The organism is Paraburkholderia sp. 22098, from assembly GCF_052045935.1.
Lineage (GTDB): Bacteria > Pseudomonadota > Gammaproteobacteria > Burkholderiales > Burkholderiaceae > Paraburkholderia > Paraburkholderia caledonica.
The window spans coordinates 53,174-67,159 of record NZ_JBQEPV010000008.1 but is presented as its reverse complement, the minus strand read 5'-3'; the positions used below and the strand labels follow the sequence as shown (position 1 = coordinate 67,159).

The window sequence follows — 13,986 nt, the reverse complement described above, 5'->3', positions numbered from 1 at the left end:
TTACTGTATAAACGTACAGGTCATGCAAACTCCGTGGCAACCGATGCTCCGCCGGATTCCCTCGCCGGCGTCCCTTACTATCTGTTGAATTTCGAGCGTGCGCTCGCCTGGCTCGCGCAACGCTACGACGATCTGCTCGATGCGAGCGAGCGCGCTTTTCTCGGCACATTCGCGCGCTTACCGCAGGCGTCGCGCGCATTGCTGGTCCGGATGCTCATGCGCAAAGGCGCATTGTTTCGCGCCAGTCGTCTTGCCTACGACGAAATCGGCTGCCCGTTGCAAGCCGCTGCGCCCGTCTCAGCGCTCGGCTGGCTAAATCCCGCGCCGCACCTGACACTCGACGATCTGTTCGCCCTCACCACGCGCGCCGAATTGCTGGACATTTTTGCGGAGGCGCTTTCGCTGATTCCGGGCGCCCGGAGTCTGCGCAAGCCCGATCTGCTGGAAGCATTACGTCCGTTCTATCCCGAGCGGGACGAGTTGGACGGGCATGACACCGATAGCTGCATCGCGCGCCCGTTGTCCGCATGGCACCCCCAAACGACCGATTGCGTGTTTCGCGTGGACATTGCGCCGCTGTGCGACCGTCTGCGTCTGATGTTCTTTGGCAATCTGCAGCAGGACTGGTCAGAATTCGTGCTCGCCGATCTCGGCGTATTCCGCTACGAAAAAGTGGCTTTCGGGCCGGCGTCGCGAGCCTTTCAGCAGCGCGCAGATGTCGATGTTTACCTCGCTTTGCAAGCATGTCGTGACGAACTGGACTCGATAGCAACGTCCGGCGCGCTGATCGGTCTGGAAGTAGAAAACGCCGCGCTCAATGACCTCGTGGCTCGTGTGCAAAGCGTGGAAACGTGCAACGCGTGGCTCGAATTGCGACGCGCCAAGCTGCTTTTTCGCATCGGCCAGCATTGTGAGCGGCGACAGGTGTGGCCTACCGCGCTCGCGGTGTACGAGGTTTGCGCGTGGCCCGGCGCGCGTCATCGGCGTGCACGCGTGCTTGAACGAGCCGAGCGTTTCGAAGCTGCGCTTTCGCTAGCGTTAGATGCTGCAGCATCGCCCGAAAGCGAGGAAGAGGCACAGCGCATCGCGCGCATGCTCCCGCGCCTGCGTCGCAAGCTTGGTGGGCCGGCGGTGCGCGCGGCCGCTGCGCGAGCGGCCGAACGCGGCACGTTGATATTGCCCAGGCCCCCAGCGCCGCAGTCCGTTGAATACGTCGTGCGCGATCATCTGACATGCGAGTCGGCGCCGGTGCATTACGTCGAAAATGCATTGATCAACTCGCTGTTTGGACTGCTTTGCTGGGAACCAGTATTCGTGGCGCTGCCCGGTGCGTTTTTTCATCCGTTTCAACGCGGCCCCGCTGATCTTCACGCGCCGGACTTTTATGCGCGTCGAGCCGAGCAGTTCGCTGCGTGCCTTGCTCAACTCGATAGTGGCGCGTATCGCGAGACGATTGCGCGGCATCTGCACGGCAAAGCAGGCGTGCAATCGCCGTTCGTGTTCTGGGGAATGCTTACGCCGGAGCTTGTCACAACGGCGCTCGACTGCTTGCCCGCCGCGCATCTGAAATTGTGGTTCGAGCGTTTGCTGCTCGATATTCGCGGCAATCGCTCGGGTTTGCCCGACCTGATCCGCTTCTGGCCCGCTGAGCGGCGCTATGAATTGATCGAAGTGAAAGGGCCCGGCGACCGCTTGCAGGACAACCAGATTCGCTGGCTAGCTTACTGCGTGCAGCACGGCATGCCGGTACGCGTAGTCGACGTGCGTTGGGCTGACGAAGCGCTTGACCATGCGATCGCCGATCCATCCGCCGGCGCGCTGGCGCACGCCACGCTGATCGCGGAGCGCACCGCATGAGCTACGTCGTCGCCGTGCGAGCCATGTGCGAGTTCACTGCGCGACGCGGCGACCTCGATCTGCGATTCACGCCCGCGCCCACTTCGCTGGAAGGCATGGCGGGCCACATCACGGTGGCGGGCCGCCGCGCAAGCGGCTACGAAACCGAAATCACGCTGACCGGTACGCATCGCAATCTCACCGTGAGGGGTCGTGCGGACGGCTACGATCCGGTGGCGCACCGCCTGGAAGAAGTGAAGACGTATCGAGGCGATCTCGAGCGCATGCCTGACAATCATCGCACGCTGCATTGGGCGCAGGCGCTGGTGTACGGACATTTGCTGTGCCGCGCACGTGGATTCACGGAGTTGACGGTCGGGCTGGTTTACTTCGACATCGGCAGTCAGAAGGAAACGTTGCTCACGCAAACGCACACGGCGCGCGAACTGGAGATTTTTTTCGTCGAGCAATGCGAGCGGTTTCTGGACTGGTCGGTGCAGGAGGAGGCGCATCGTGTCGCGCGCGACACGGCGCTCAACGCGTTGCAGTTTCCGCATGCGCAGTTTCGCTGCGGGCAGCGCGAACTTGCGGTGTCCGTCTACCGTGCGGCGCGCGACGGTAAGCCGCTGATGGCGCAGGCGCCGACCGGCATCGGTAAGACACTCGCCACGATCTTTCCGTTATTGAAGGCGTGCGCGACGGATCAGATCGATCGCGTGTTCTTTCTGACCGCGAAGACGCCTGTCCGTGCGCTCGCGCTCGACGCGATCGAAACGCTTCGCCGGAGCGCCGGGTCTTTACCGTTGAGAACGCTTGAACTGGTGGCGCGCGACAAAGCCTGTGAGCACCCCGACAAAGCGTGCAACGGCGAGTCGTGTCCGCTCGCGCGCGGCTTCTATGACCGGCTCGACGCGGCACGTAGCACGGCGCTCGCGGGCGAAAGGCTCGATCGCGCCGCGGTGCGCGAAGCGGCGCTCGCGCATGACGTCTGCCCGTATTATCTGGGCCAGGAACTCGCGCGTTGGGCCGACGTGGTGGTGGGCGACTACAACTACTACTACGACAGCAGCGCAATGCTCTACGCGCTCACGCAGATCAACCAGTGGCGCATTGGCGTGCTGGTGGACGAGGCGCATAACCTGCTCGACCGTGCGCGCCGGATGTACACGGCGTCGCTCGATCAGGCGGCGTTGCGGCTCGCGCGCAAGACGGCGCCGCCTGGCTTGCGCAAGCCCCTTGAACGGTTGCAGCGGGAATGGAATGCGGTCAAGCGGGCGCAAACTGCGTCGTATCAGGTCTATCCAGATGTGCCTGGCAAGCTGCTCTCGGCCGCGCAAAATCTGATTGGCGCCGTGACGGATCAGCTCGCGGACGCGCCGCTCTCAATCGACGAGACGTCGCTGCGTTTTTTCTTCGACGCGATGCATTTCGTCGCTCTCGCAGAGCAATTCGGCGAGCATTCCATTTTCGATATCACGCTGACAACAGACCGCCACGCGCCACGCGACAAGACCAGTTGCACGCTCTGCGTGCGCAATGTGATTCCTGCTCCGTTTCTCGCGCCGCGATATGCAGCGGCGCGCACGACCGTGATGTTTTCGGGCACGCTTAGTCCGCATCATTTCTACCGCGATACGTTGGGTCTTGCACAGGAGACGCAATGGCTCGACGTTGAAGGGCCGTTTCGCGCGGAGCAGTTACAGGTGCATGTCGCGGGGAACGTGTCGACGCGCTGGCGCGATCGCGAACGTTCGCTCGATCCCATTGTCGATCTGATCGCAAAGCAGTACACCGCGCATCCCGGCAATTACCTGGGTTTCCTGAGCAGTTTCGATTACCTGCAGCAGGTGGTCGCGCTCATGCGCGAGCGTCATCCCGGATTGCCGGTCTGGGCGCAGGAACCGGGCATGGACGAAGCGGCCCGCGACGCGTTTCTTGCGCGGTTTCGAAGCGCGAACCAGGGCATCGGATTTGCGGTGCTCGGCGGCGCGTTTTCGGAAGGTGTCGACCTGGTCGGGCAACAGCTGATCGGCGCTTTCATTGCGACGTTGGGCCTGCCGCAAATGAACGAGGTCAACGAACAGATGCGGCGCACGATGGACGCGCGTTTTGGCAATGGCTACGAATACATGTACCTGTACCCCGGTTTGCAAAAGGTGGTGCAGGCGGCGGGGCGCGTGATCCGCACCGAGCTCGACGAAGGCGTCGTGCATCTGATCGACGACCGGTACAGGCGGCCCGAGGTGCGCCGCCTGTTGCCTCGGTGGTGGCAGGTCCGGTAATTCAATCGACGCGCGCAGCCCGTACCTCATTCGTGCGGCGACGTTGCTCCCGGGTTTGACGGTGTGCCGGGTCCGCCCGCAGGCTTCGAGTCGACAGGGATCTGGTCTTCCACTGGCGCGTCACCCTTCGAAGCGCCGTCAGGCGATACACCCGCCGATGCGCCGTCGGCGGACGGGCTGCTCGAAGGCGCTTGCTCAGGCTCCTGTTTTGGAGGCTCGCCCGCTTCGACGCGGGGCGCGACGCTGTCCGGGTCCCACGTCAGCAGATTGCGCTGCGGGTTCGCGATCTCGATGCCGCGCTCGCGGAACTGGTCGAGAATGCGCCGGTTGAATTCGCGCTGCACACCCCAGCGCGCCGAATCGCGGCACTGCATCTGTCCGGCCAGCGTAACGGCCGAGCCGTCCACGGCGTCCACGCCCCAGAAGCTGAAGTCGGACAGAATGCCGTCCTTAAACTTCTCTTCTTCGCGCAGCGCGGCCCCGATTTCCTTGAGCGTGTCGATCGCGAGATCCACGTCCTGGCCGAATACGATATTCACGCGAACCGCCGCATTGCCGATGCCGCGATTCGTGTTGTTCACTGTCGATACCGAACTGAACGGCACGGTGAAAAGCGAACCGTCACTGCCGCGCAGCCGCACTGTGCGGATCGACAGATATTCGACGGTGCCGGATACGCCCGCGAGCGTCACCCAGTCGCCGACTTGCATCGCGTTTTCCATCAGCAGGAAGATGCCCGTGATGAAATCCTGCACGAGCTTTTGCGAGCCGAAGCCGAGCGCCACGCCGAAGATACTCGCGCCTGCAAGAAGCGGCCCGATGTTCACGCCCAGTTCGCTCAGGCCCGTGAGCACGACCACCAGTGCGATCACGCAGAAAAGCCCGGTGCGCAGCATGGGCAGCAGCGTGCGCAGACGCGCGGCGCGCACGAGGTCGCCGCTCGTCGTCCAGCGATCCAGCCGCTGCTCGACCGACACATTTACGCTTTCCCAGACGATGAGTGCGATCACCGCCGCGACGCCGATCGTCACGATGGCCGACGCAAGGCGGTGGCCGACACTGCCGTCGCGGAACAACTCGCCCACATCGACGCCCCACACCTGGAGCAACGCGAGCGCGGTGACGATGCCGATGATCCACGAGACCACTCGCCGCAGCAGCGGGTAATAGCGGAACGCGTGCTGATGCACGAGCGACTTGCCGGCGGCGTCTTCGTGTCCGTTGAAGAGCCGCGCGAGGCCGCCGAAGATGACGATGGCGAGCACCCGAGCACCCACCAGTACCGCGAGCGACATGCCGCCGAGATGTAGCAGTGCGTGATAGCCGTTCTGCACGTCGAGCGCCCAGATGAACCACAACGCCATTACGACGAAGACCGAGAGCCACGCCCATGCATCGGCGAGCGCGTTGCCGACCATTTCAAGCGACTTGCGCGCGGCCATGCGCTGGCGAATGAGTTCGCCGACCGGTTTCGCGCATTGCAGAATCAGGATCGAGATCATCACGTGGCCGGCGAGCGCCACGACCTTCATCAACGCGAGATGCGCCGCCTCGCTCAGGCCGAGCGAGTGCGCGATTTCCGCAATCGCGGAGCCCACGCCGACGACGCTGACAATACGGATTACCCAGCGATGTACGAACGCGGCCCATGCATCGCTCATGCGCAGCAGACGCAGACGCGGTGCCGTGGGCTGCAGGAAAAAGCCGCTGATGATCACGATCACGCGGCACAGCACGTAGATATCGACGAGCGAATCGAGGGCGCGGTCTTGCGGCGTGCCGTCGTCGGTGAAGATCGACATGAGCGCGCTCGCCGCGCCGACGAATACCGCGAGCGGCAGCAGACGCAGAACCGTGATCAATAGCGCGCGCGGCAGGCGCTGCAGCAGCGTCCAGTGATGCGTGGCGTTCTGCTTGCCCTTGGCTTCCGTGACCTTGCCGTTCGCGGCCGTGGTTGACGGCGCAGGCGTGACGGCAGGCTGTCCGGTTGCCGGTGAGGTTGCCGCGCTTGCCGCAGGTTCTGTCTTCGCCTCCGCTCTAGCCTGCGCTTCGGCTCGTATCTCGGCGACCGGCGGGGCAGGCAGAGGCGGCGCGGCGTTCGCGGCGTCGGCGGGCTGCGGTTCGACGTCTACCGGCAAGTCGGTGCGTGGTGCGTCTGCGGCGTCGCCACGTTCGCGGCGCGCGGCGAGCGCAAGATACGCGCGACGCAACAGGCGGCGCGCGAGCCATTCGAGCACGAGCGCGGGCAGCAGTGCGGCCAGCAGCGACCACGCAACGTGCGCGAGAATCGAGCGCGCCTGCGGATTTGTCGACTGCCAGTTCCACCACGCGCGCACCGAAGCGACGTCGAGGAGCGCCGTAATCGAGTTGCGAAGCGACGCACCCAGATTGACGGCCCAGTGCGCGCCCTGACGAGCCAGTTGGGACGCGAGTCCGTTGGATTTGAACGCGTTCGGCACGAGAGCGGCGGCGCCGCTTGCCGCAGCCGGCGCCGAGGCGGCCGGCGCGGCGGAGGCCGGTGTGCTCAGCGCGCCGGCAGCAGCGATGGCCTGCAAGGTATCGGCCACCTGCGCGCGGCGCTTGGGATCGTTGAGGACTGAGAGCGCTTGGCGCGCCTGTTCAGGGGTCAGGGTGACAGTAGCGCCCGAGGCGGGAGTGGCAGCCGTCACCGCCGCGAAGACGGCCGGGGCGCCAAGAAGGAGGAAAACGAGGAAGCAGGCGTGTAGTAATTTGCGCATAGGGTGTAAGACGGGCTGCGGGTGCCGATGGCGTGCGAAACGTCGGTCGGTCTGGCGGTTTGATCGACGCCTTAACCGACACGGCTTTTGTCGCACAAGTTCCTTTGACTGCGGTCGCGTTGTAAAGGAAGACCGCGCTGGCGGGCGTGAGCCGGCCCAAGGCAATTGGCGAAAGCAAATTGCTTGCCTGAGTCTGCCTGACTCTACGCGAAGGGGATCATAACAAGGCGTGCCGCGGTGCCGCGCGGCATCGACGAGTGGGAACCTGACTGCCCGGACGGGCGGGGAGGTCGATGCGGGCATGCTGCTGCCGGTGGTGGACTTGCCGCAGCCGATCGCCGGAGGGCTGCGGCCCGCCCAAAAACCCCGCGAGAACTAGGCAGAAGCCGCCGACATAGGAATAGGCATGCGAGGCTCGCGTTCGCCGTCTGCGTCCCCGTCGAGGTCCGCGTTCGACGTGCGCCCGCCTGACGGCTCCGCATGCAGCCGATCCGCGTGCATCAGCCGGTATAGCGTGGCGCGGGAAATGCCGAGCTCGGCCGCCGCCTCCGACAACTTGTAGCCGTGCCGCTGCAGCGCATGTTCGATCGCGTCTTTCTCGGCTTTGCTGCGAATCTCTGCGAGCGTGACGGCCGGCCCATTGTCCGTCTCGGGCAAACCCAGGTCGCTCGCGTTGATGAAGCGGCCCTCGCTCATCACGACGGCGCGCCGCACGCAGTTGATCAGTTCGCGCACGTTGCCGGGCCACGCATAATTCGACATCGCGACGATCGCGTCGCTGGACAGTCCGCGCAGCTTGCGCGCGCCGTCCTGCTTGTACATGCTCAGCGCATAGTTCGCGAGCAGCTTGATGTCGCCGCCGCGCTCGCGCAACGGGGGCTCGACGAGGCGCAGCACGCACAGCCGGTGATACAGGTCGGACCGGAAACGGCCTTCTTCGACCGCCTTGTCGAGGTCGACGTGCGTTGCCGAGATGACCCGCACATTCACGTGGATCGGCCCATTGCCGCCGAGCCGCTCGATCGTGCCTTCCTGCAGAAAGCGCAGCAACACGGCCTGGCATTCGTGCGGCATGTCGCCGATTTCATCGAGAAAGAGCGTGCCTTCGTGCGCGCTTTCGATTCGCCCGATCTTGCGTTGAAGCGCGCCGGTAAAGGCGCCGCGCTCGTGGCCGAACAGTTCCGCTTGCAACAGGGTTGGCGGAATCGCCGCGCAATTGATGGCGACGAACGGCCGGCCGGCGCGCGGCGAGCGTTCGTGGATCGCGCGCGCGGTCAACTCCTTGCCCGTGCCCGACTCGCCGGCGACGAACACCGGCGCTTCTGTCGTGCCGCATTTGTCGATGCGCCGGTACAACTGCTGCATAGCCTCGCACTGGCCGACCATGCCATGCCGTCCGAGCGACGGTTCCGGCGTTACATGCGCTTGTCGCAGTGCCGACAGCCCGTGCGCATGACCCAGCGCGAATACGAGCCGCTCATTGAGCCACGGCCGTGTGACGAAGTCGAAGCAGTAATCGAGGATGAAACGGCTGATCAGTTCGTCATCTGCCTGACCCGGCGCGATTTGAGCGACCCAGTTCGTTTCTGGCCGGCGCATGCATGATGCAAGGGCGGACAGTTGCTGCGAAGTGCAGTCTTCCGGCAGTTCAATGAGGCCGACCTTGATATTGTCGCGCTCGATCATGCGTTCCGCGCTCGCGGTGGTTTTTGCGTGTACGGCGTGCCATGCGGATGCGGCGAGGAAGTCGGCGAGTTTCTTATCGGGCGAGTTCGACACGTAAAGAACGGTGCGTTCGGTGTCCGCGGATGCGAAAGTCATATTCATTACCCCCGATTCGGTGCTGCTTTCAAGACTGCTGTTCGACGTTGTCAAGGATCGCAAGCCTGACCGGGCCTGCGGAATAACTGAGCCAGCAGCCTGGTTGCAACCCCGGGCACGAAGCTCTGAGCCGTCGCGGGCGCTACTGCGCTACTGGGGGCGACGGCCGATCGACTGTAAGGTCATAGCGGGGCAAGCAGCGCAGCGTGAACTGCGAGGTGCCGCCTATTGGCGGCAGACAGGTGAACGTTTCGCGTTGCACCGGCCGGAGTATTTCATCCCCGAATCACTTGTACCGTTTCTTATCTCCTTGGCTTTTTTGATCGCGCTCTAAACGGCGCGTGACTTAAACATAAGCGAAAGCGCTTTGGAATGCTATACAAACAAATCAGGAAGCCGGCAGTTTGCCCTCCTGACGGGCGTTTATTCGATTCCGGCTGATAGCGGCGCGATTGCGGCCGGACAGTTGCCCGATTGCCGGCCTAATGCGCGCATAACCGGAAGCCGTTCGGACAGCACACGTCAAGCCCCGTTATGCGCGGTGGAGTACACAACGCGTGGACGAACCCTGAGCGAGCAGGTCCGTTACGCGATTTTCGATGTTTCAGGTATGCAACATAATCGACAGTGCGTTTTCCACGGCATCTGGATCGATTCTATCTGCTGCTATGTCGGCAGTTTCGTTCAGAACTTGAACGCAAACCGCGAAGGGGCGCGGTGTACCCGGCTTTAACGCTTATATGAAGCGCATATTCCGTGCGTTCAATTGACGTTTTACGCACCATGGCGGCCTCGATGAGCGTCTCGTATACGAATCATCGGAGCTATGGCACGGCGGCGAAAAAACCGGCCAAAGCCGCGCATTCCGGCAAACGCCTTGTGGCACAGGACTTTGATCCGCATGGCATGGCCATTGCAATAAGCGAGTCACAGCGAATCTGTTGCTGCCGGTCGGTGAGGGAGAGGGGAAGTCGAAAAAAACGACCGGCGGCACAACGACTCGCGGACGCGGCCGGGGAAAGCCAATGCGTTCTGCGAGGCTGCGGCGGGGTCATGGACAAGCGGACGTCACATAACACGGGGCGAATGACCGATGCGAAACGGTCGTTCGCCACCCAGCGACGCAAATCTCTGACCTCGTCGATTTTTTCGTCTGTGGAGGTGAAGGTGGCGGAGACATAACGACAGGTACCTCGCGCGGCAACGTTTGCGCGAGCGACATGCAAACGGGGAAAGGGCAGCGCACGGTCTGGACCAACCGGCGCGACGAAACGGGGAGAAGGCCAGAGCTTCCACAGAGAAGCGCACAAGCGAGGTGGACCGGGCGCCGTGTTCGCGTGTGTAGCGTGAGCACGGCGGACCTGGAAGGCTGCATGCAGCCGTCAGCATGTCACCGAACGGGGGATGTCATGAAAACGCACGTTATCGGCCCGGTGTGCAGGCCGCGCCACGACCATCCAGCCACGGCACGTAATGGCGAAGTTATCCGTCTTCGTTACCGGGTGCACGTTGGTGCGCCGCGCGGACTGTTTGCCGCACCGCCGGTGGATCTGCTCACGCTCGTGATTGCCGACGCAATGAAGCGCAAGGCGCAGGCGGAGATCCAGCGCCCGGAATTGCGCGATGCATACGAGATGCCGGTTTCGCGCGAGAGGAACGCCGATCGCGATGCGGACATAAGTGAGCGGGAATACGACGAATCGGACTGAGCGCTGCTGGTGGGTTAAAGGAATCGAGGGCAGCTTGCGCGAGCATCCGAACGATGACAGAACATTCAACCCGCTGCGCCCGCGTGCTGGCCGCTTCACGCTTCGTGGCATCATGTAAAGACTGCCACAGTCAGCGAGCCGGGCGCGGCGTCCTCCATGGCCAACGAATCCAGCGGTTTTAACGGCATTTCTTCGATCCTCTCGAATCCGATTCTCAACACGGATTCGTATAAGGCGTCGCACTATCTGCAGTACCCGCCGGGAGCGTCGGCGATGTTCTCGTACATCGAATCGCGCGGCGGGCGCTACGATTGCACGCTCTTTTTCGGCCTGCAGATGCTGATCAAGGAGTATCTGTGCCGGCCCATCACAGCGGCAATGATCGAACAGGCGAAGGCGTTTTTCAGCGCGCATGGCGAGCCGTTCAACGAAGCCGGTTGGCGCCATATCGTCGAGCATCACAACGGGTATTTGCCGGTGCGGATTCGCGCGGTGCCCGAGGGTTCGGTGGTGCCTACGCATAACGTGCTCGTCACCGTCGAGTGCGACGATCCGCTGGCATTCTGGCTCGCCTCATATCTGGAAACCATGCTGCTGCGCGTGTGGTATCCGGTCACGGTAGCGACCCAAAGCTGGCATCTGCGCAAGACAATTCACGCCTATCTGGCAAAGACGAGCGACGACCTCACGCAACTGCCGTTCAAGCTGCATGATTTCGGCGCGCGCGGCGTGTCGAGCGCGGAGTCGGCGGCAATCGGCGGCGCCGCGCATTTCGTGAGCTTCATGGGCTCCGACACGGTGCTCGGCGTGGTCGCGGCGAATCACTACTACAACGAGAGCATGGCCGCTTTCTCGGTGCCGGCCGCCGAGCACAGCACGGTCACCTCATGGGGCCGCGAGCGCGAGACCGACGCGTATCGGAACATGATCGCGAAGTTCGCAAGACCGGGCGCAATCGTTTCGATGGTATCGGACTCCTACGACCTGTACGCGGCGCTCAAGGTTTGGGGCACCGATCTGAAGCAGGCCGTGCTCGATTCCGGCGGCACGCTCGTCATCAGGCCGGATTCGGGCGATCCGCAAACTATCGTCTTGCAGACCTTGCATGCGCTGGAGGCGTCGTTTGGATCGGTGCTGAACAGCAAGGGGCGGCGCGTGCTCAACAACGTGCGAGTGATTCAGGGCGACGGCGTGAATCCCGACTCGCTCGAGGCCATTCTCGCCGCAATGGACCATGCGGGTTTCGCGGCGGACAACATCGTGTTCGGCATGGGCGGCGCGCTGTTGCAGCAGATCAATCGCGACACGCAGCGTTTTGCGATGAAGTGCTCGGCAATCCGCCTCGGGGATACATGGCACGACGTATCGAAAGATCCGGTGACGGACACGAGCAAACGGTCGATGAAAGGACGCCTCACGCTGTTGCGCAACCGTCGAACGGGCGACTACCGCACGGCGACGCTGCCGCTCGCGCCAGCAGTGAACGCGGCGGCAGGCGAAGGCGATTGGGAAGATGCGATGATCACCGTATTCGATTCGGGCAAGCTGCTGGTCGACGTTTCGCTGTCGGAAATCCGCGCTCGCGCCCATGCGCACGAAGCATAGCAGCTGCGCATTCAGGCCCGCAGCGGCGAGGATTCGATACAATCCGGCGAGTTGCGGTTAGCGGTTATCGTTGGCTGCTACGCGGCTTCAACTCGCGCTCCAATACGGGCAACGCAAATACCAGAACAATGAGCCACTCCAATATTCAACTGATCGAGCGCTTCTACACCGCGTTTCAGCGGCGCGACGCCGACACCATGATCGCCTGCTACGCCGACGACGTCGTCTTCAGCGACCCCGCATTCGGTGAACTGCACGGCGACGAAGTGCGCGACATGTGGCGCATGCTCGTCACGCGCGCGCAGGATTTTTCGCTGACATTCGACAGCATCGAAGCCGACGAACACAACGGCCGCGCGCATTGGACCGCAGGCTACGTGTTTAGCCAGACGGGCCGGCCGGTGGTCAACCAGATCGATGCGCGCTTTGCATTCCGCGATGGGCTGATCGTCGAACATCGCGACAGTTTCGATTTGTGGGCGTGGATGCGTCAGGCGCTGGGCGCACGAGGCGCGCTGCTCGGATGGTCGCCGCTCGTGCATCGCTCGATCCGCTCGCGGGCGAGAAGAGGGCTCGCGCTCTATCGGCGCCAGGACCATAACACCTGAGCGCGTGGGTTGAGGCCGATGCAGTATCCTTGTTTCATCGATTAGCGGGGACACGTATGCCGGTAGTGGATGCCGCGTGGCACGAATGGCTGCGCACGAACGCAGCGCGTGGCTGCACGATCGACTCGATGATCGAGGCCATGACGCAAGCCGGTTTTGCCGCCGAGGCAGCCGGCGAAGCGGTGCGCGCCGCCTTCGGATCGAGTGCTGCGAACGTTGCGAGCGCGGCCACGGCGGCGGTCTCAGCGGCGGGCGGTACCGAAGCGGCGTTGCCGCAAAAGACGCCCCATACGTACCGGTACGACGACGCGCCGGTCGCGCACGGCAATACGATGCACGCCCATGACCGGGACGTGCAGGTGTTGGCGCGCTGCGAGCGGCCGCAGGTGATCGTGTTCGCGAACGTGCTGTCCGCGCAGGAGTGCGGCGAGATGATCGAGCGCTCGCGGCATCGGTTGAAACGATCGACCACCGTCAATCCCGCGACCGGAAAGGAAGACGTGATCCGCAACCGCACGAGTGAGGGCATCTGGTATCAACGCGGCGAAGACCCGTTGATCGAACGGTTGGAACAGCGCATTGCGAGCCTGATGAACTGGCCGGTCGAGAACGGCGAAGGTCTGCAGGTTCTGCACTATGGACCTACCGGCGAATACCGGCCGCATTACGACTATTTCCCGCCCGATCAACCGGGCAGCGCGGTCCATACGGCGCGCGGCGGCCAGCGCGTGGCGACGCTCGTCATCTATCTGAACGACGTGCCTGAAGGCGGCGAAACGATTTTCCCTGAAGCGGGCTTGTCGGTGGCGGCGAACCGCGGCGGTGCCGTGTATTTCCGCTACATGAACCGCCAGCGCCAACTCGACCCGCTGACCTTGCACGGCGGCGCACCGGTGCTTGCCGGCGAAAAGTGGATCATGACCAAGTGGGTGCGTGAGCGCGCGTACGTCTGATTTCAATATCTGGGCGCGCGTTGGCGCATTTGAACTTCGTGCTCAGGTGCTGCCGTAGACGTCCGGGTCGTGTACTTCCATGAACAGCGCCGGGTTCGACAAAGCCTTGAACCCGTGTGGCCGATACACGTGGTGCGCGTCTGTGGTTGCCAGCATGATTCTCCTCAAACCCTGCAGCGACTCGCTCGCGAAAAGTTGCGCGAGCAACGCGTGTGCGTATCCGTTGCCGCGATACTCGGGCAGCACGAACACATCGCACAGGTACGCGAAAGTCGCGTGATCCGTGACCACGCGCGCAAACGCGACCTGCTTGCCCCCGACATAGCCGCCGAAACACAGCGACCCGGCAATCGCGCGTTCGAGCGTTTCGCGGGGCATGCCTTTCGCCCACGGCGTTTCCTGCGACAGAAACGCGTGCACCATTGCGACGTCGA

The 13,986-nt window shown here is 63.3% G+C and carries 9 protein-coding genes; 6 read left to right on the top strand and 3 right to left on the bottom strand.

The window, feature by feature from the left end; translation table 11 throughout:
* Positions 1-33 precede the first annotated feature (33 nt).
* Together ACTJLB_RS18030 and ACTJLB_RS18025 are read left to right on the top strand one after the other, a co-directional pair.
* Entirely contained in the window at positions 34-1,857 is a 1,824-nt protein-coding gene (locus ACTJLB_RS18030) for a VRR-NUC domain-containing protein (RefSeq protein ID WP_440784056.1), read from the top strand.
* Positions 1,854-4,118: an ATP-dependent DNA helicase gene (locus ACTJLB_RS18025; RefSeq protein WP_440784054.1), complete on the top strand. Its 2,265-nt coding sequence runs from the start codon at positions 1,854-1,856 to the stop codon at positions 4,116-4,118. Before ACTJLB_RS18030 ends, ACTJLB_RS18025 begins: the two co-directional genes overlap by 4 nt.
* A gap of 26 nt (positions 4,119-4,144) precedes the next feature.
* On the opposite strand, the gene ACTJLB_RS18020 is transcribed toward ACTJLB_RS18025, so the two are convergent.
* Together ACTJLB_RS18020 and ACTJLB_RS18015 are read right to left on the bottom strand one after the other, a co-directional pair.
* On the bottom strand, positions 4,145-6,856 hold the full coding sequence (locus ACTJLB_RS18020) for a mechanosensitive ion channel domain-containing protein (protein ID WP_440784053.1): 2,712 nt from the start codon (positions 6,854-6,856) through the stop codon (positions 4,145-4,147).
* Positions 6,857-7,231: 375 nt separating this feature from the next.
* Complete coding sequence (locus ACTJLB_RS18015; protein ID WP_088173740.1) at positions 7,232-8,683, bottom strand: sigma-54-dependent transcriptional regulator; 1,452 nt, start codon at positions 8,681-8,683, stop codon at positions 7,232-7,234.
* A 1,403-nt stretch (positions 8,684-10,086) separates the two neighbouring features.
* On the opposite strand from ACTJLB_RS18015, the gene ACTJLB_RS18010 reads away from it, so the two are divergent.
* The 4 genes from ACTJLB_RS18010 (at position 10,087) to ACTJLB_RS17995 (ending at position 13,552) form a co-directional block, all read left to right on the top strand.
* Positions 10,087-10,386: a hypothetical protein gene (locus ACTJLB_RS18010; protein ID WP_440784051.1), complete on the top strand. Its 300-nt coding sequence runs from the start codon at positions 10,087-10,089 to the stop codon at positions 10,384-10,386.
* A 156-nt stretch (positions 10,387-10,542) separates the two neighbouring features.
* Entirely contained in the window at positions 10,543-11,991 is a 1,449-nt protein-coding gene (locus ACTJLB_RS18005) for a nicotinate phosphoribosyltransferase (protein WP_440784050.1), read from the top strand.
* A 128-nt stretch (positions 11,992-12,119) separates the two neighbouring features.
* Positions 12,120-12,599 carry a nuclear transport factor 2 family protein gene (locus tag ACTJLB_RS18000; protein WP_408165855.1) on the top strand — a complete coding sequence of 160 codons (480 nt, stop codon included), beginning with the start codon at positions 12,120-12,122 and terminating at the stop codon, positions 12,597-12,599.
* 56 nt (positions 12,600-12,655) lie between these two features.
* Positions 12,656-13,552: a 2OG-Fe(II) oxygenase gene (locus tag ACTJLB_RS17995; protein WP_440784049.1), complete on the top strand. Its 897-nt coding sequence runs from the start codon at positions 12,656-12,658 to the stop codon at positions 13,550-13,552.
* Between the two features lie 42 nt (positions 13,553-13,594).
* Here the strand turns inward: ACTJLB_RS17995 and ACTJLB_RS17990 are convergent, their stop codons facing one another.
* Positions 13,595-13,975, bottom strand: a complete 381-nt coding sequence (locus tag ACTJLB_RS17990) for a GNAT family N-acetyltransferase (RefSeq protein WP_440784235.1) — start codon at positions 13,973-13,975, stop codon at positions 13,595-13,597.
* Positions 13,976-13,986: the final 11 nt, after the last annotated feature.